16 protein-coding genes are annotated in these 17389 nt (G+C 62.8%); 9 read left to right on the top strand and 7 right to left on the bottom strand.

Annotated elements, in window-relative coordinates:
• Window positions 1-5 precede the first annotated feature (5 nt).
• The 3 genes from AC6CIG_RS10000 to AC6CIG_RS09990 are packed head-to-tail and all read right to left on the bottom strand — an operon-like array spanning window position 6 to window position 3174.
• Entirely contained in the window at window positions 6-383 is a 378-nt protein-coding gene (locus AC6CIG_RS10000; protein WP_018094535.1) for a Na+/H+ antiporter subunit C, read from the bottom strand.
• Window positions 383-802, bottom strand: a complete 420-nt coding sequence (locus AC6CIG_RS09995) for a Na(+)/H(+) antiporter subunit B (protein WP_437408383.1) — start codon at window positions 800-802, stop codon at window positions 383-385. The genes AC6CIG_RS10000 and AC6CIG_RS09995 overlap by 1 nt, the downstream gene beginning before the upstream one ends.
• On the bottom strand, window positions 799-3174 hold the full coding sequence (locus AC6CIG_RS09990) for a putative monovalent cation/H+ antiporter subunit A (protein ID WP_437408382.1): 2376 nt from the start codon (window positions 3172-3174) through the stop codon (window positions 799-801). The genes AC6CIG_RS09995 and AC6CIG_RS09990 overlap by 4 nt, the downstream gene beginning before the upstream one ends.
• A gap of 251 nt (window positions 3175-3425) precedes the next feature.
• On the opposite strand from AC6CIG_RS09990, the gene msrB reads away from it, so the two are divergent.
• Together msrB and AC6CIG_RS09980 are read left to right on the top strand one after the other, a co-directional pair.
• Window positions 3426-3833: a peptide-methionine (R)-S-oxide reductase MsrB gene (msrB, locus tag AC6CIG_RS09985; protein WP_018094532.1), complete on the top strand. Its 408-nt coding sequence runs from the start codon at window positions 3426-3428 to the stop codon at window positions 3831-3833.
• Between the two features lie 192 nt (window positions 3834-4025).
• Complete coding sequence (locus AC6CIG_RS09980) at window positions 4026-4523, top strand: hypothetical protein (protein ID WP_127712278.1); 498 nt, start codon at window positions 4026-4028, stop codon at window positions 4521-4523.
• Window positions 4524-4545: 22 nt separating this feature from the next.
• Here the strand turns inward: AC6CIG_RS09980 and trhA are convergent, their stop codons facing one another.
• The 3 genes from trhA to AC6CIG_RS09965 form a co-directional block, all read right to left on the bottom strand.
• The gene (gene trhA, locus AC6CIG_RS09975) at window positions 4546-5208 is read right to left on the bottom strand and encodes a PAQR family membrane homeostasis protein TrhA (RefSeq protein WP_100672000.1); all 663 of its coding nucleotides are present in this window, start codon (window positions 5206-5208) and stop codon (window positions 4546-4548) included.
• A gap of 264 nt (window positions 5209-5472) precedes the next feature.
• Entirely contained in the window at window positions 5473-5817 is a 345-nt protein-coding gene (locus AC6CIG_RS09970; protein WP_018094528.1) for a TraR/DksA family transcriptional regulator, read from the bottom strand.
• A 60-nt stretch (window positions 5818-5877) separates the two neighbouring features.
• Complete coding sequence (locus tag AC6CIG_RS09965) at window positions 5878-6300, bottom strand: universal stress protein (protein ID WP_100671998.1); 423 nt, start codon at window positions 6298-6300, stop codon at window positions 5878-5880.
• A gap of 342 nt (window positions 6301-6642) precedes the next feature.
• Here AC6CIG_RS09965 and AC6CIG_RS09960 point away from each other — a divergent pair, with 342 nt between their 5' ends.
• The 6 genes from AC6CIG_RS09960 to AC6CIG_RS09935 all read left to right on the top strand — a co-directional run bounded on the left by AC6CIG_RS09960 (window position 6643) and on the right by AC6CIG_RS09935 (window position 15608).
• Window positions 6643-7533 carry a VOC family protein gene (locus AC6CIG_RS09960; protein WP_437408381.1) on the top strand — a complete coding sequence of 297 codons (891 nt, stop codon included), beginning with the start codon at window positions 6643-6645 and terminating at the stop codon, window positions 7531-7533.
• Between the two features lie 174 nt (window positions 7534-7707).
• Complete coding sequence (locus AC6CIG_RS09955) at window positions 7708-9816, top strand: S9 family peptidase (RefSeq protein ID WP_437408380.1); 2109 nt, start codon at window positions 7708-7710, stop codon at window positions 9814-9816.
• Window positions 9817-9827: 11 nt separating this feature from the next.
• On the top strand, window positions 9828-10355 hold the full coding sequence (locus tag AC6CIG_RS09950) for a DUF1697 domain-containing protein (protein WP_437408379.1): 528 nt from the start codon (window positions 9828-9830) through the stop codon (window positions 10353-10355).
• A 94-nt stretch (window positions 10356-10449) separates the two neighbouring features.
• A complete protein-coding gene (locus tag AC6CIG_RS09945) occupies window positions 10450-11406 on the top strand; it encodes a homocysteine S-methyltransferase family protein (protein WP_437408378.1) in 957 nt (318 codons plus the stop codon).
• 166 nt (window positions 11407-11572) lie between these two features.
• The gene (locus AC6CIG_RS09940) at window positions 11573-13045 is read left to right on the top strand and encodes a protein adenylyltransferase SelO (RefSeq protein WP_437408377.1); all 1473 of its coding nucleotides are present in this window, start codon (window positions 11573-11575) and stop codon (window positions 13043-13045) included.
• 229 nt (window positions 13046-13274) lie between these two features.
• A complete protein-coding gene (locus AC6CIG_RS09935; RefSeq protein ID WP_324763090.1) occupies window positions 13275-15608 on the top strand; it encodes a glucose/quinate/shikimate family membrane-bound PQQ-dependent dehydrogenase in 2334 nt (777 codons plus the stop codon).
• A 116-nt stretch (window positions 15609-15724) separates the two neighbouring features.
• Here the strand turns inward: AC6CIG_RS09935 and bla are convergent, their stop codons facing one another.
• Entirely contained in the window at window positions 15725-16615 is an 891-nt protein-coding gene (gene bla / locus AC6CIG_RS09930; RefSeq protein ID WP_437408376.1) for a class A beta-lactamase, read from the bottom strand.
• 289 nt (window positions 16616-16904) lie between these two features.
• On the opposite strand from bla, the gene AC6CIG_RS09925 reads away from it, so the two are divergent.
• Window positions 16905-17318 carry a MerR family transcriptional regulator gene (locus AC6CIG_RS09925; RefSeq protein ID WP_018094518.1) on the top strand — a complete coding sequence of 138 codons (414 nt, stop codon included), beginning with the start codon at window positions 16905-16907 and terminating at the stop codon, window positions 17316-17318.
• Window positions 17319-17389: the final 71 nt, after the last annotated feature.

Below are 17389 nucleotides of genomic sequence, written 5' to 3'. Positions count from 1 at the left end.
GTGCGTCAGTATCCCAGTGGCGGCGCCGGCTCGTTCACCGGTTCCGCAACACGCATCTCGTCCGTGTTGTCTGTCGCGAGGTCTTCATAGGCGCGCCAGGCGAGAACGAGGAGAAAGGCGAAGAAGGAGAAGGAAATCACGATGGCGGTCAGGATCAGCGCCTGCGGCAAGGCATTGGCCGCCGGACCGGAAAGCACATCGGCACCCTCCGCTATGACCGGCGGTACGTCGCGCGTCAGGCGGCCGCCGGTGAAGATCAGGAGGTTCACCGAATTTCCCAGGATCGCCACGCCCAGGAGGACGCGGATGATGGATTTCGACAGAAGCAGGTAAATGGCGACGGTGAAGAAGAAAGTGACCAGCAGGGAAAACCAGGTCTCCATCAGACGCCCCCTCTTTCTTCAAGTGACAGCGCGATCGAACTGATGGCACCGACGACGACCAGGTAGACCCCCGTATCGAACAGCATGACCGTGGAGAGCGGAACCTCGACGCCGAAAAAGGAGGGATAAATCCACAGCCCGGTCATGAACGGCACCCGCGCGAAAAGTGACGCCAGTCCGGCCAAGGTCGCGGCGAAAAGGCCGGCCCCCGCGATAGCCATCGGGTGGAAGAATATCGCCCGCCGCACCGTCTCCACGCCGTGGGCGATGCCGTAGATCGCCAGCGCCGAAACGGCGATCAACCCGCCTATGAAGCCGCCTCCGGGCTCGTTGTGGCCGCGCAGCAGCACAAAGATCGAAAAAAGCATCATCAATCCGGCGAGGAAGGGCGCGACGGTCCGAAAAATGATCGACTTCATACCGGCTCCTTCGTGTTCGCTTCAGCCGCCGCGATCTCGCGCGTTTCGCCGCGTCTCAACGATCCCGCCCGCAACCGCACGAGGGAAAGGATGGACAGGCCAGCAACCAGCACGACGGCAATTTCGCCGAGCGTATCCGTACCGCGGAAGTCGACGATGATGACGTTGACCACGTTCGCGCCGTGGGCGATCGATTTCGAATAGAGGTTGAAGAAGTCCGTCAGCGTCGAATCGAACGGCACGCCGGTAACCCGGAGGAGGAAAAGGCCGAATCCGATTCCGCAGGCGAGCGCGATTGTGAAGTCGGGAAGCTTCTGTCTGAGTGGTCGGTGATCCGAGGGAGACAGACGCAGCCGTGTCATCACCAGTGCCAAAACGACGACGGACAGCGTCTCTATCATGAACTGGGTGAAGGCGAGATCCGGAGCGCCGTAAAGCAGGAAGAGCATCGCAACGGCGAAGCCCTGAATTCCGAGCGACACGATCGCCGTCAGCCGGTCCGCGGCCAGCACCACGGCGAAGAGGCCAAGCACGGCGATCGCCATGATCGCGAATTCGTGCAGCGGCACGTCGCTCGGAAAGAAAGGTGCGCGCGGGAATTCGCCGTAGCGCAGCGGCAATGCGAGCATGACGGCGGCGACGAACAGGAAGGTCACGGTCATGTAGTTATCGAGACGGCCGCCCTGCAAGCGCCGGGTCGCGGCGACCGCAAACCGCACGAGGCCGCGTATGAACTGGTCGAAGCCTCGATCCGGTCCCCAGCCGATATCGGCAAGGATCACCGCCATGGCGGCGCGCAGCCGCGTCAGATTGAGGAAGAGAACGACGCCGACCGCCAGCGTCACCACGGAGAGCAACAGCGGCACGCCGATATGCGGTGCGAGCGAGATCGTCACGGTTCTCGGCTCGCCGGCAACGGCCGAGGCCATGGGCGAGGTCACGAACCGATGAACGAGGCCCGACATCAGCGCGATGGAAAGGCCCATCGCAGCCAGGATAGCCGGGCCGAGCCAGAGGAGCACCGGTGCCTCGTGGGCATGCTTCGGCGTATCGACCTTGGGGCCGAGAAACGGTTTTAGAGCGATCGCGAAGCCGACGGCGAACATCAGGCCGTTGCCGAGGATGGTCAAGGCCGCGAAGACCATGGACCGACGGTCGAAACCCGAGAGTGCGGCGTAGATTTCCTCTTTCGCAAGGAACCCGAAAAAGGGCGGCAGGCCGCCCATCGACAGGGCCGCCGCAAGAGCTATGGCGAAGGTCAGAGGCATGGCGCTGCGCAGGCCGCCGAGCTTCGTCAGGTGGCGCGTACCGGTTTCATGATCGATGATGCCGGCCACCATGAACAGCGCCCCCTTGAACAGGGCATGCGCCACCAGGTAAAGCACTGCGGCTTCGATGGCGTAGGGCAGGCCGAGCCCGGTCAGCATGACCAGAAGACCGAGCGACGACATGGTCGTATAGGCCAGCATCATCTTCAGGTCCGTCTGGCGCACTGCCAGGGCGGCTCCGGCGACGAGCGTCGTCACGCCGAACAGCGGCAACAGGACCTGCCACTCCGTCGTGCCGCCGAGCACCGGGTTGAGCCGCATCAGAAGATAGACGCCCGCCTTCACCATCGTCGCCGAGTGCAGATAGGCCGAAACGGGCGTCGGCGCTTCCATGGCATTCGGCAGCCAGAAGTGAAACGGAAACTGTGCCGACTTGGTGAATGCGCCGCCGAGGACGAGGAGCAGCGCCGCGAGATAGAAGGGGCTCTGCTTCAGTTCGTCTCCGAAGGACAGGAGCAGCGAAAATTGCGTGACGCCGCTGACGTTCCACAGGATGAGGAGCCCGGCGAGCAAAGCAAGCCCGCCTCCCCCGGTCACGACCAGAGCCTGCAAAGCCGCGCGGCGCGCCGCCTCGCGGCCGTGATCGAAGCCGATCAGCAGGAACGAAGTGATCGACGTCAGCTCCCAGAAGACGAAAAGCATCAGGAAGCTGTCCGAGACGACGAGGCCCTGCATCGAGCCCATGAACATCAGAATGAACGAAAAGAAGCGGCCCTGGTCGGAATACCCCTTCAGATATCCGCCCGAATAGAGGACGATCAGTGTGCCGATGCCCGAAATCAGAAGTGCGAAGGTCAGTGACAAGCCGTCGATCAGCCAGGAGAAGCTGACGTTGAAGGAAGGTATCCAGATATAGCCGCCGGTGACGATCTCGCCGGCGGCGACTTCCGGAATGAAGCCTGCGAAATGCATGAAGACGGCGAGTGGCGCAAGCGCCAACAGCCAGGCGGCATTCCCGCCGAGAAGCCGGGTCAGGGCCGGCGCGACGACGGCCGCGGCAAAGGGAAGACCGAGGGCCAGGAATGTCAGGGCCGCGGCATCCATCGTATCGACACGCTCCTTCTCGTTGATCTTTCAGTCAAGCTTTAACCGGACATAGAAGATGGTCGGGCCTGCCTCAAGGGAAATCGGCCGGGGTGTGAGGTTATGCCACGTTTATACTGTGTAGAGGGCAGCGGCTTCGCCCCGACCTGATCAGTATCCTGTCCAAAACGCGGAGCTCCTGACATCGACCCCCATTTGTGCCCAAGCAGAACCCATCCTATATATTCGCTGCAATCGAAAGGAGCGCAGCCATGTCCGAAAACCGGATGCCGAAGATTACGAAGACGAACGAAGAGTGGCGGGCAGCCCTGACGCCCGAGCAGTACCGCGTCACACGCGAACATGGCACCGAACGTCCCTTCACCGGCCCCTTTCTCGACAACAAAAGGCATGGCACCTACAAGTGCGTCTGTTGCGGCCGCGCGCTGTTCCGCTCGGATACCAAGTTCGATTCCGGCTGCGGCTGGCCCAGCTATTTCGCCCCGGTCGATCCGGACGCGATCGCTGAATATGTGGACCGCTCGCACCATATGGTCAGAACGGAGATTCGCTGTGCCGATTGTGACGCCCATCTCGGCCATGTCTTCCCCGACGGGCCTCCTCCGACCGGCCTGCGCTATTGCCTGAACGGCACCGCGATGACATTCGAGGAGGATTGACCACGCGGGCCTGTTTCGGCGGCACTTTCCAGCATGCGTGTGGTCTATCGCATGCCCTTAAACCCGGAACGTTTTGAAGATAAGATGGTGCAGCAGTTCAAAGCCGTTGCGGCGGCCCTCGGCGTCCGGAACAAAACACGCGGCGCGGTGAGGAGAAGCGGCAGGTCGAACGAATCCTAGAGGACGCCCCGCATGCGCCGTGCCTGTATCGCATCTCTGCTCCTCGTGACGCTTGCCTCGCCCGCTGTCGCCGAGGACGACTGGCACCCTTACGCCAATCCCCGCTTCGGTTACACGGTCGAGATCCCGCCCGGATTCGAGATGGGCCTCGAGGCCGATAACGGCGACGGCGTCAGATTTCACGCCGATGACAATGGCGCGACGCTCATGGTGTTCGGCACCCATCCGCCGGATGGCGACTTCGAAACCGACGTCGCCGAAAGGATCGGCTACGAGAAGCAGGACGACTGGCGAATCATCTTCTCGCGCGTCACGTCCGCCTGGGCGAGCTTTTCCGGCGCGCGCGAGAACGACGTCTTCTATACGCGGGCGATTGCGCTCTGCGACGGCAGCGCCGCATATTTCAGGCTCCAGTATCGGAAGAGCAAACTGACCAGTTTCGATGGAGTCATCTCGCGCATGGCCTCGGCACTCAGGCCGTCGGAAGAATGTCGGCCTGCTGCAGACTGAAGCTGCAGCTTTGACTCCAAGCTTAAGATACGGCGGCGCTGCTGATGCAGGTCAGGACTGCGGAATAGTGCACAGCAGCTCCCGTGACGACGAAGCCGTGCCAGATGGCGTTCTGGAAGCGCAGGCGCTCCCAGACATGGAAGATGACCCCGACCGAATAGATGACGCCACCGATGACGATCAGAGTGAGCGTCGTCGCGCTCAAGGCGGTAAAGAGGGATTTCGCGGCGAGCAAGCCGCTCCAGCCCATTGCGAGATAAAGCAGGATCGCCAGCCGATCGAAGCGCCCCGGCAGGAGGCACTTCATGGCGATGCCGGCGGCTGCGATAAGCCAGATGGCGACCAGCATCGAGAAGAGGAACGGATCATCCCAGCCGCGCTGCAGAAACGGCGTGTAGGTTGCAGCGATCAGCACGAAGATTCCGGAGTGGTCCAGCCGACGCAGCAGCCACTTGGCCCGGCCCACCGGAAAGAGATTATAGACGAATGAGATCGACAGGGCGGCGATGAGCCCGCCGCCATAGATCGAAGCCGCGGCCAATTGCCCGGACGTGCTCCAGACGGTGGCGTAAAAGATCAGGGCGGTAACACCGACGAGCGCCGCCGAAAGCCCGATCCCGTGGACGATTGCGTCGGCGATCATCTCCGATCGGTCGTAGTCCCATTTGACGCCGGCAACCTTCACGCGGCCCCTCCCGCTCCGCTTTCGATATCCGTGCAGCCTGCAGCAGCAACGAAATACCTCATGATCGATCACGGCGGATTCGAACGGTTCGAAACACCGCAAGATCACCTGGTTCGGTTCATCCTGCCACAGGCCGGCGGCACGGCAAAGCACCAGGATCGGGCGAAAGGATCAACTTTTGCAACGCATTACAACAAATACCGCACCCTTCGCCGGAGCGTGCGGCAAACGGCTTTCTCTGGAGCAGGTGGGAGCTTTGGGCGGTTATCTCCCGCCGGTCGCGATCTCGGCGGCGCAGGTCTGACAGAGTGGAGCATGCGGCACGGCGCGCAACCTTTCCGGGGATATGGGGTCGCCGCAACGCACGCAAATGCCGAAGGTCCCCGCTTCGATGCGGTTGAGTGCAGCATCGATCGCGCGAATCTCGCCCTGGCCGGCCAGGCCGAGTCCTTCCAGGACCTCATCGCTCTCCCGTTCCGTTACGCGATCCGGCACATCGGCATTCATCGGCTGCTCGAGGTCTTCCTCTATCTGCACCAACCGGCCATGAAGTTCGCGTTTGCGGCGCAAAAGCTGTTCGCGAAAGTCGTCAAGCGCATACTTATCCATTGCGTGACTCCTTCGGATCGCGGCGCAGGGGGCCTGCACCGTGCCGTTTTATTCCCAGTGTTACCGGTCGACGAGAACCGCGCAGGGGCAATGGCTGACGACACGGCTGGCGGTAGACCCGATGAAATAATCGATCAGGCCCGGGCGGTGGGACGCGATGATCACCAGGTCGGCCTTCTCTTCCTCGGCCAGTGCATTGATACTGCCGGCAGCTCCGCCGGTGCGGATTTCGACGCGTCCATTGATGCCATGCTTGGTTTTCAACGCTTCCAGGGTCTTGACCGCGTGCTTGCGCGATTCCTCGATCATCTCCAGCGGAAAATCGACGATCATGTAGCCTTGTGCATAGGCGTTGAGATCCTCGACGACGTTGAGCAGAATGATCTCTCCCCCCTCGTCGATCAGTTTCTCGGCGATGCCTAGGACGGACTCGCCGTGCTCCAGCTGATCCATGGCGATCGGCACGATGATCTTCCTGTACATGCTGCTACGTCCTTTTCCTATGTTACCACGTCGCACGCCGAATGCGACGGCCGCTGGCTCCCGATACGGACGGAAACCACATCACGTACGCCGTCCTGCGCCGGACCGACATCGAACGGTGACGGCTGTACGGGCCTTGACTTGGATCAAAGTGACCGCCCCTCTGCTCCCATCGCTCCCACCGTTAAAGGTAGCGCGGCCGCGACGACTGTCAACGTTTGTCGAACACAACATCAAGTAATATAAGAGCTTCCGCCTACCTGTTCACGTACTCATATTGGATTGAGGGCAGCAGATCACAGTCTCGGGCGTCGCCCTCCCGCTGTCCGAAAGGCGAATAGGATGAAGGACACCTCACAACCGAAGCCGCAGGCCAGCGTTCCCGCCGATCACGCGACCGCGATGCCCGCTTATGTCGACCGGTCGCATCTTGTCGTAAGCGACCTGGAGACGGTGTCGTCCTGGTACCAGCGGATACTCGGCCTGTCGCCGATCGAGGCGAACAAAAGCGGCGTGACGCTTGGCGTCGCCGGAAGACCGCTCCTGACATTGACGGGCGACGGCAATGCCGTAAGGGCTCCGCGAAGTGCACCCGGTCTCTTCCATCACGCATTCCTGGTTCCGGACCGCACCGAGCTCGGACGCTGGCTCGTGCACGCCGCCGAAAACGGGGTGCAGTTGCAGGGGGCCTCCGATCACCTCGTCAGCGAAGCGATCTATCTCGCTGATCCGGAGGGTAACGGAATCGAGATTTACCGCGATCGCCCGCGCGCCGAATGGAATTACGGAGCGGACGGCATGGTGGCAATGAACACGCTGCCGCTCGATCTGCAGGCACTCTACGACGAGGTGCCGAAGAACAGCTGGGACGGCTTGCCGGCCGGCACCACGATCGGCCACATCCACCTCCAGGTCTCGGATATCCCGAAGGCGGACGATTTTTTCCGCGATGCCCTGGGACTCGACCTCATGGCCCGCTACCCTGGAGCCAGCTTTTTCGCGACCGGCAAGTACCATCACCACGTGGCGGCCAATATCTGGAATTCGCGCGGAGCGCCGAAACGCCAGGGCAACATGACCGGTCTCGCCGACTATACGATCCGCTTCCGGGACCCGGCGGCCCTCGACGCGGTGACCCAGAAGCTCGACGCGCTCGAAATAGCGAGGGACAGGCAGGGCGACACGCATTGCCTCACCGACCCGTGGGGCATCGGCCTCAAACTCGCCGCCTAGGCGTCTCGGCGGCCCTTTCCGCTTGATCGCCGCGCTGGTGCCCTCTATCTCATTGTCTCCCCATACGGCGCCGCACGTCTCGTCAGACGCGCAAAAGGTCGCTGTAGCGCTTTAATCTGCTGCGTGTTTTTCCCTCCGGAAGCCATGCAGCAGGACCGATCCCGGAGACATGCCTTGTCCGTATTCAAGAACCTGCCCGCCGCACCCGTCGCCTCGAAAAAGCCGGCGACGGATACCCGCCACGGCATGACCCGCACCGACGATTACGCTTGGCTCAGGGCCGAAAACTGGCAGGCCATGTTCAAGGATCCGTCGATCCTGGATCCCGAAATCCGCCGCCATCTGGAGGCGGAGAATACCTATATGAACGCCGCGATGGCCGACACGAAGGACCTGCAGAAGACGCTGTTTGCCGAAATGCGCGGCCGGATCAAGGAAGACGATTCATCGGTTCCGATGAAGGATGGCCCTTTTGCCTACGGGACTTCCTACGTCACCGGCGGCGAGCATCCGCGCTATTTCCGGATCCCGCGCGAGGGTGCAGCGGGCGACGAGACGATCCGCAAGGTGCTGCTCGACGGCGACAGGGAGGCTGAAGGTAAGGCCTATTTCCGTATCGCCGGGCTCGACCATTCGAGCGATCATTCCCGCGGAATCTGGGGGTACGACGACAAAGGGTCGGAATATTTTACTTTGAAGGTGCGCGACCTTTCGACCGGCGAGGACCTCGAGGACCTGCTCGAAAATACGGGCGGCGGCGGCGCCTGGGCGCCGGACGGCAAGAGCTTCTTCTATACCGTGCTCGACGAGAACCACCGGCCATCGAAGATCTTCCACCACGTCATAGGAACGCCGCAGTCGGAAGACCGGCTGGTTTATGAGGAGCCCGACGCCGGCTTCTTCATGTCTGTCGGCGGTTCGCTCCTCGACGATTTCATCTATATCGACATCCATGACCACGAGACGAGCGAGTATCGGCTCATCCCGACCAGCGACCTTGCCGCGGAGCCCAGGCTCGTGGCGGAGCGCGTAACCGGTCTGGAATATTCCATGACCGAGGGCGGCGACGTCTTCTACATTCTTACCAATGCCGACGGCGCCAAGGATTTCAAGATCATGGAAGCGCCGGTGGAAGCGCCGCAGAAGGAAAACTGGCGCGAGGTCGTGCCGCACAAGCCGGGAACGCTGATCCTCAGCCATATGGCCTATGCCCGGCATCTGGTCTGGCTGCAGCGCCGAAACGGGTTGCCGGAAATCGTCATCCGCGACCGCCGAACCGGCGAGGAACACGCCATCGCATTCGCCGAGGAGGCATATTCTCTGGGGCTTTCGGGTGCGGCCGAATACGACACCGACATCATCCGCTTCTCCTATTCGTCGATGACGACGCCTTCGCAGCTGTTCGACTACGACATGCAGACGCGCAAGCGCACGCTGCTCAAGACGCAGGAAGTCCCCTCCGGGCACGATCCGGACGCCTATGTGACCCGCCGGGTATTCGCCCCGGCGCATGATGGCGAGCAGGTGCCGGTCACCCTGCTCTATCGCAAGGACACACCGCTCGACGGATCCGCCCCTTGCCTGCTTTACGGCTACGGTGCCTACGGCATCACCATTCCCGCCAGCTTCAACACCAACTGCCTGTCGCTCGTCGACCGCGGCTTCGTCTATGCGATCGCCCATATCCGCGGCGGCAAGGACAAGGGCTTCCACTGGTACGAAGACGGCAAGATGGCGAAGAAGACCAATACGTTCAAAGACTTCATCGCAGCCGCCGATTATTTGAATCAGGAAAAGTTCACCTCCTACGCGAACATCGTCGCCGAGGGCGGATCGGCTGGGGGCATGCTGATGGGCGCCATCGCCAATATGGCGCCGGAGAAGTTCCGCGGCATCATCGCCGCGGTGCCCTTCGTCGACGTGCTCAGCACGATGCTGGACGACACGCTGCCGCTGACACCCCCGGAATGGCCCGAATGGGGCAACCCGATCGACAGCCCGGAGTTCTACGACATCATCGCGAGCTACTCGCCCTACGACAATGTCTGTGCCAGGCCGTATCCCGCCATTCTGGCGCTCGGAGGCCTGACCGACCCGCGCGTCACCTATTGGGAACCGGCGAAATGGGTGGCGAAGCTGCGCGACGAGACGACCGGCAGCGAACCCATCCTGCTCAAGACCAACATGGACGCCGGCCACGGCGGCGCTTCCGGTCGCTTTCAGCGGCTGGAGGAGATCGCCTTCGAATATGCCTTCGCCATCAAGGTCGCAGGCAAGGCGTAAGGGGAAGAGCCGTGCCGGTCTATGTAGCACTGCTCAGGGCCGTCAATGTGGGCGGCACCGGCAAGCTGACGATGGCGGACCTGAAGGCCGCCTGCGATGGGCTCGGCTTCGCGGGGGCCAAGACCTATATCCAGAGCGGCAACGTCGTTTTTCGCTCTGACCTGCCTGAGCCCGCAGTGCAGGCGAAACTCGAACAGGCGCTGGCGGCGAAAATGGGCAAGGCGCCGGGCGTCTTGCTGCGCAGCCGCCGCCAACTGGAGGACGTCGCCGCCAGGGCGGAGCGGTTTGTCGATGCCAAGCCGAACCTGCTGCTGATTACCTTCCTGCCGGAGCCGCCTCCCCGCGACGCGCTCGACAAGCTGGTCGCACCTGATGGAGAAAAGGTGCGGATGGACGGGCGCGAAATCTATATCCACTATCCGAATGGATCCGGACGATCGAAGCTGAAGCTTCCGGCGCTCAGACCGGGCACGGCGCGCAATCTCAACACGATACGCAAGCTGGCGGAAATGGCAGCCGCGATGGAAGACGGTTCCTGACGTTACAGCGAGACGCCGACACCTGTGCATACTCTGCTGCGCCCCTGCCATAGTGGCAGGAGAACAAACGCAAGGAGGGATAAAGGTGGAGGACTTGGCCAGGTACAGACATGATCTGCCGCTTGTACGGGGCGGCATGTTCTTGAGCGACGGTGGCATGGAAACCGCGCTGATCTTCCAGGAGGGGATCGAACTCCCGCATTTCGCATCCTTCGTCCTGCTCTCGGCGGCGGAGGGCCGGCGGCGGCTTCTGCGCTACTACACGCGCTATCTCGAAATCGCCAGGCGCCACGGCACCGGCTTCGTGCTCGATACCGCCACATGGCGCGCCAATGCCGATTGGGGTGAAAAACTCGGCTACGATGCGGCGGCATTGAGAAAGGTCAACCTGGATGCCGTTGATCTCCTCACGGGGTTGCGCACCGAGTACGAGCGGCCGCAGGCTCCGGTCGTCCTCAATGGCGTGATCGGTCCGCGCGGCGATGGCTATCAGGCGGGCCGGATTACGGCCGACGAAGCGGAGGACTATCATTCCGCCCAGGTCGCCGCCTTTGCCGACAGCCAAGCAGACATGATCACGGCAGTCACGATGACGAATACCGAGGAGGCGATCGGGGTCGTCCGGGCCGCCAGGGGCCATGACATGCCCTGCGCCATCTCCTTCACGGTGGAGACCGACGGCCGCCTGGTTACCGGTCGCTCGCTGCAGCACGCGATCGAGACGGTGGACGCCGAGACCGGCGGTTATCCGCACTACTACATGATCAATTGCGCCCATCCGACCCATTTCGAGAATGTGCTGGAACGGCAGAGCGCCTGGGTCCGGCGGATCGGCGGCATTCGCGCCAATGCCTCGACGAAGAGCCATGCCGAACTCGACGAGAGCGAGACATTGGATGCGGGCGACGCGTGCGACCTTGCAGAGCGTTACCGTTCGCTCACCGGCCGCCTGCCGCATTTGCGGGTGCTCGGCGGCTGTTGCGGTACCGACCACCGGCACATGGCGGCGATCTGCGAGGCGTGCCTGCCACGAGCGGCGCTCAGTGCCTGATCGCGACGGCCCCTTCGCACGAAGGAGCGAGGGGGCCACATAGGTGTCCAGGCCGAAACCTCGCGAAAAGCGCGGGGCTCGTGTAGACTTGCTGCGAAAGGGCGGCCGACTTTCCGCGTGCCGCTGTATCGTGATGAGTTCCGTTCCAACGCAGCCAATTTCAAAGATGACCGCATTCCGCTTCGACAACAGCTACGCCCGGCTGCCGGCCAATTTCTACGCCCGTGTGGAGCCGACGCCGGTCGCGGAACCGTGGCTGATCAAGCTCAACCGTCCGCTGGCCGTCGAGCTTGGGCTCGACTCCGAAGCGCTCGAACGCAACGGCGCGGCGATCTTTTCGGGTAATCTCGTCCCCGAAGGTGCCGAACCGCTCGCCATGGCCTATGCGGGCCACCAGTTCGGCGCGTTCGTGCCGCAGCTCGGCGACGGACGTGCCATCCTGCTCGGAGAGGTGACCGACGCCGGCAGACGGCGACGCGATATCCAGCTCAAAGGAGCCGGCCAGACACCCTACTCCCGCCGCGGCGACGGACGGGCGGCGCTCGGGCCGGTCCTACGCGAATATATCGTCAGCGAGGCGATGCACGCGCTCGGCGTGCCGACGACCCGTGCGCTGGCTGCCACGGTTACGGGTCAGCCCGTCTACCGCGAACAGATCCTGCCGGGCGCCGTCTTCACCCGGGTCGCGGCAAGCCACATTCGTGTCGGCACGTTCCAGTTCTTCGCGGCACGCGGCGACATGGAGTCGATAAGGACGCTCGCGGATTATGTGATCGACCGTCATTATCCGGAGCTGAAGAAGGATGAGAAGCCCTATCTCGCGCTCTTCAAGGCGGTCGCGGCGCGTCAGGCTGCACTGATCGCGCGCTGGCTGCATGTCGGCTTCATCCATGGGGTGATGAATACCGACAATATGACGATTTCGGGCGAAACGATTGATTTCGGCCCCTGTGCCTTCATGGACGTTTACGATTCGAAAACGGTATTCAGTTCGATCGATCAGTTCGGCCGCTATGCCTATGCCAACCAGCCGGCGATCGGTCAGTGGAACCTCGCCCGCCTCGCCGAGACGCTGGTGACGCTGTTCGATCCCGTGGCGGACACGGCCGTGAACCTCGCCAACGACGCTCTTGGCGAATACGGGAGTATCTTCCAGAACCATTGGCTCGGCGGCATGCGGCGCAAGATCGGCCTGTTCACGGACGAAGACGAGGATCTCGACCTCGTTCAGTCGCTGCTGACGCTCATGCAGAACGGGAAAGCCGATTTCACTCTCAGCTTCCGCCGGCTGGCGGCATCCGCGGAAAACGCGGCCGCCGATACGGAGCTTGCAAGCCTCTTCGAAGAACCGCAGGCACTCTCACCCTGGCTCGGGGATTGGCGCCGAAGGCTCGAACGCGAACCGCAGCCGGCGAGCGAACGTGCTGCCGCGATGCGCGCCGTCAATCCCGCCTTCATTCCGCGCAACCACCGGGTGGAACAGGCGATCGATGCGGCAACGCAAGACGCGGATTTCTCGCTCTTCGAAGCGCTCGTCGAGGTGACCTCCCGTCCCTATGAGGACCAGCCGGGCCGCGAAGCCTACGCCGCGCCACCCAAGGCGGGCGAGGAAGTGCTCCAAACCTTCTGCGGCACCTGACACTCCCTGTCGATCGTCATGCGACCATGTCGACAATCTCGGTCTCCGTCGGATTGTGGCCATTGAAAGGCACGCGTTTTGCGTTAACTTCGAAATAGCGCACCGACCGGGCTCCGCACGGAGCCGCGCCTTCGTCGTCGGCAATGCGCATTCTCCTCCAGGCCCGGCCGGGCCTGCCCGCGGAATCAGTCGTGCCCACGGCACGTCCTCAACTCGGGAGTTCTACTTGATGCTCATCGTCCTGACCGCCATCGTCTTTGCCGTGATCGGCCTCGCCCTCGGTGCGGGCGGAACGCGGCTCCTGCTGCTCGGCGGCAGCCCTTACTACCTCGTCGCTGGCCTGGGCTTCCTGCTCACAGCGTTTCTGCTCTTTCGCCGACGCGCCGCCGCGCTCTGGGTCTATGCGCTGGTCGTCCTGGGCTCGCTTGCTTGGGCGGTCTGGGAGGTGGGATTCGATTGGTGGCAGCTCGGCCCTCGCGGCGGCGTGATTATCCTGCTCGGGCTGTGGTTGCTCACACCCTGGATACGGCGCCCCCTCGGCTTCGTCAGCCCCACGGGCGAGCAATACGGCGCGCGCGCCTGGCCGCTCGCCTTGGCCAGCCTTCTATCGATCGGCGTTGCGCTGTTTTCGATGACACAGAACCCCCACGACATCAGGGGCGATCTGCCGGGCGAGGTCGTGGCAAACCCGAATCTCGGGGGCAACGTGCCGCCGGGCGAATGGCACCAATACGGGCGCACGCCCTTCGGCCAGCGCTATTCCCCGCTCGACCAGATCCGCCCGGAGAACGTCTCGAACCTCCAGGTGGCATGGCAATATCAGACCGGCGACGTGAAGCTGCCGGAGGACGTCAGCGAAACCACCTACCAGGTGACGCCGCTGAAGGTGAAGGACACGCTCTATGTCTGCACACCGCACAACTGGGCGATCGCGCTCGACGCCGCCACCGGCCAGGAGAAGTGGAAGTACGATTCGAATTCCGGCATGAACCCGGACCGTCAGCACCAGACCTGCCGCGGTGTCACCTATTGGGCCGATCCGGCCGCGGCGCCCGGCAGCCCCTGCGCCGAACGGGTGTATCTGCCGACGTCCGACGCCCGCCTGATCGCGCTCGACGCGACGAATGGAGAGGTGTGCACCAGCTTCGCCGATAACGGGGTCCTGCATCTGGAGCAGGGCATGAAGTACAACCCGGCCGGCTATTACTATTCGACGTCGCCGCCGGTCGCCGTCGGCGACAAGATCATCATCGGCGGTGCCGTCAACGACAACTATTCGACCATGGAGCAGTCGGGCGTGATCCGCGCCTTCAACATCAACACCGGCGCCCTCATCTGGAACTGGGACAGCGGAAATCCGGACGTGACGACGCCGCTGCCTCCGGGTGAAACCTACACCACCAATTCGCCAAACAGCTGGTCGGTCTTCAGCTATGACGAGGGGCTCGGCCTCGTCTACATTCCCATGGGCAACCAAGTACCCGACCAGCTCGGCATGGGACGCAGCGAGCATGTGGAGAAATATTCCTCCTCCATCGTCGCCCTCGACATCAACACGGGCGCGGTTCGCTGGGTGCGCCAGACCGTGCATCACGACCTCTGGGACATGGACGTGCCCGCCCAACCCGCCCTGCTCGACATCACGAGAGAGGACGGAACCGTCGTGCCGGCACTCGTCGGACCGACCAAGCAGGGCGACATCTATGTGCTCGACCGGCGAAACGGGGAGCCGATTATCCCGATCGAGGAAGTACCCGCGCCCGGCGGCGCGATCCCAGAGGATTTTACTGCGCCTACCCAGCCCGTCTCGGGCCTCACCTTCATGCCCCCGCCGCTCATGGAGCGCGACATGTGGGGGATCAGCATGTTCGACCAGCTTGCGTGCCGTATCGAATTCAGATCGCTGAAATACGAGGGGCGCTACACGCCGCCTTCCCTCGAGGGGACGATCGTCTATCCCGGAAATTTCGGGACTTTCAACTGGGGCTCGGTCGCCGTGGACCCGGAACGCCAGGTGATGTTCGGGATGCCGACCTATCTCGCCTTCACCTCGCGGCTCGTTCCGCGCGACCAGATCGCCCCGAAGGGCGAGGGCGAAAAGGGTAGCGAACAGGGCCTCAACCGCAATGAAGGCGCACCTTACGGGGTCTTTATGGGTCCGTTCCTCGGCCCGCTCGGGATTCCCTGCCAGGCCCCGCCATGGGGCTATGTCGCAGGCGCCGATCTCAGAACCGGCAAGATCGCCTACAAGCACAAGAACGGCACGGTCTACGACATGACGCCGCTGCCGCTGCCCTTCAAGCTGGGCGTACCGGGCATCGGAGGACCCATGATAACCAAGGGCGGTCTCGCTTTCCTGGGTGCCGCGGTCGACAATTACTTCCGGGCTTACGACCTGACCACGGGTGAGCAGCTCTGGGAAGCACGGCTTCCTGCCGGCGGCCAGTCGACGCCGATGACCTATACGGTCGGCGACAAACAATATGTGCTCATCGTTGCGGGCGGACACGGTTCGGTCGGCACCAAGCCGGGCGACTATGTCATCGCCTATACGCTGCCCTGACGCACGAGCCGGAATGCGCGCGCCCGCATGGGCGTCCGGAGGACTGCAATCTCATCTCTGTGCTTGTCACAGAGATGAGGCGATCAAACAACGGGCGGCCGGAATCTCAACAGGCCTCAGGCCATGCCGGCGACGATACTGCCTATATCGGCGAAGACAGGGTTCAGGTCGTCGAGCGGCGCCTTGGCCTCGCCCATGTAGACGCAGATCAGGATCGGACCACGGCCCTGCGGCCAGGCGACGGCGATATCCGAAACGGCACCGGTCATACTCGTTCCCGTCTTGTCTCCGATCCGCCAGTCCTTGGGCAGGCCCGCCCGTAGCCGCGCATCGCCGGTCTTGTTCGCAACCAGCCAGTCGATGAGCTGCTGGCGCCCTTCTTGCGAGAGGACCGGACCCAGGACCAATTTCCCGAGTGTGTCGAGCATGGCGGCCGGTGTGGTGGTGTCGCGCGGATCGCCCTTCCTGGCCTCGTTCAGCTCGGGCTCCGTTCGGTCGAGCCGCGTGGTCTCGTCGCCGATCGAGCGCAGCCAGGACGTCAGGCCCTCGGGACCCCCAAAGCTTTCGAGCAGCAGGTTGCCGGCGGCATTGTCGCTGATGGTGATCGCCGCCTCGCAGAGTTCCGCGACCGTCATGCCGTTGCCACCCACATGCTTTTCCGTCACCGGCGAGTGAGGCAGCAGGACCTCCCTGCCGAAGGTGATCCGCCGGTCGAGCGTTTCCTCCCCGCGATCGACGCGTGCCAGCGCGCAAGCCGCCGCAAGCGCCTTGAAGGTCGAACACATGGCGAAACGCTCGGCCTCCCGGTGCCCGAACGAGATGTTGGTCTCAGTATCGAGCACGGCAACCCCGAGGCGTCCGCCGGTGCGCTCTTCAAGCCGGCGAAGCCGTTCCGTGACGTCATCCTCCGCCGCGCCTGCCGCAAGCGCGGGCGTTCCCAGGACGAATGCCGGATAGAGCATGGCCGACGCGGCCAGCATTGCTCGGCGGGTTATGTGCAAAGGCATGTCTTTCTCCGTCTGTGCGGCTCAAGCGCCGAGACATAGCTAAATTATTGATCTGGAATATTATTCCTGTCGCTTCCGACGATCGAATCGCTAAGGGGCGATTGCGGCGGGCTTGTGCCCGAAGCTGCGCTCTTCGACACGGAACGAGCCCCGGATGCCGCTTTCAAGGCTTGATCGACGGCAGGTCCCTGTCCATATAAAGCTCTAGAGACTAGAGGATAGGAAAGCGGTGTGACGGTTTCCGTCCGGAAACACGCAGTTTCAAAATGTTGGAGCACTGGGCCATCGCATGTACACGATCGGCGACCTTTCCCGTCGGACGGGCGTAAAAATCCCGACCATCCGCTATTACGAGCAGATGGGTCTGCTTGCGGCGCCGGAGCGCTCGGAGGGCAATCAGCGGCGCTATGAAAAGCACGAGCTCGAAAGGCTCGCCTTCATCCGCCACGCACGCGACCTCGGACTTTCGATTGAGGCGATCCGAGACCTTCTGGCATTGAGCGAACATCCGGAACGCCCCTGCGGCGAGGCGGACCGCATCGCGACCGAGCATCTTGCCTCCGTGCGGGAAAAAATCGCCCGGCTCAGAAGGCTGGAGCATGAGCTCGAGCGCATCGTCGCCTGCCATGGCGATCACACGATCGGCGATTGCCATGTGATCCGCGCGCTTGCCGACCACTCGCTGTGCGGAAAAGAGCATTGAAATTCCGCGTTGACAAATTCCGGGATTTGGACAATCTACGCGCATGATCAAGAACGCGCCCATTTCCAGCG

This window comes from Sinorhizobium sp. GQ132 (assembly GCF_059758575.1).
The sequence above is the reverse complement of the archived record's forward strand: the minus strand, read 5'-3'. Positions and strand labels throughout refer to the sequence as shown.

Bases quoted from the DNA above. Each gene is read 5' to 3' on its own strand.
- AC6CIG_RS10000 (WP_018094535.1), bottom strand. From the start codon at position 383: ATGGAGACCTGGTTTTCCCTGCTGGTCACTTTCTTCTTCACCGTCGCC.
- AC6CIG_RS09925 (WP_018094518.1), top strand. From the start codon at position 16,905: ATGTACACGATCGGCGACCTTTCCCGTCGGACGGGCGTAAAAATCCCG.
- AC6CIG_RS09940 (WP_437408377.1), top strand. From the start codon at position 11,573: ATGACCGCATTCCGCTTCGACAACAGCTACGCCCGGCTGCCGGCCAAT.
- msrB (WP_018094532.1), top strand. From the start codon at position 3,426: ATGTCCGAAAACCGGATGCCGAAGATTACGAAGACGAACGAAGAGTGG.
- AC6CIG_RS09960 (WP_437408381.1), top strand. From the start codon at position 6,643: ATGAAGGACACCTCACAACCGAAGCCGCAGGCCAGCGTTCCCGCCGAT.
- AC6CIG_RS09935 (WP_324763090.1), top strand. From the start codon at position 13,275: ATGCTCATCGTCCTGACCGCCATCGTCTTTGCCGTGATCGGCCTCGCC.
- AC6CIG_RS09980 (WP_127712278.1), top strand. From the start codon at position 4,026: ATGCGCCGTGCCTGTATCGCATCTCTGCTCCTCGTGACGCTTGCCTCG.
- AC6CIG_RS09970 (WP_018094528.1), bottom strand. From the start codon at position 5,817: ATGGATAAGTATGCGCTTGACGACTTTCGCGAACAGCTTTTGCGCCGC.
- AC6CIG_RS09990 (WP_437408382.1), bottom strand. From the start codon at position 3,174: ATGGATGCCGCGGCCCTGACATTCCTGGCCCTCGGTCTTCCCTTTGCC.
- bla (WP_437408376.1), bottom strand. From the start codon at position 16,615: ATGCCTTTGCACATAACCCGCCGAGCAATGCTGGCCGCGTCGGCCATG.
- AC6CIG_RS09965 (WP_100671998.1), bottom strand. From the start codon at position 6,300: ATGTACAGGAAGATCATCGTGCCGATCGCCATGGATCAGCTGGAGCAC.
- AC6CIG_RS09995 (WP_437408383.1), bottom strand. From the start codon at position 802: ATGAAGTCGATCATTTTTCGGACCGTCGCGCCCTTCCTCGCCGGATTG.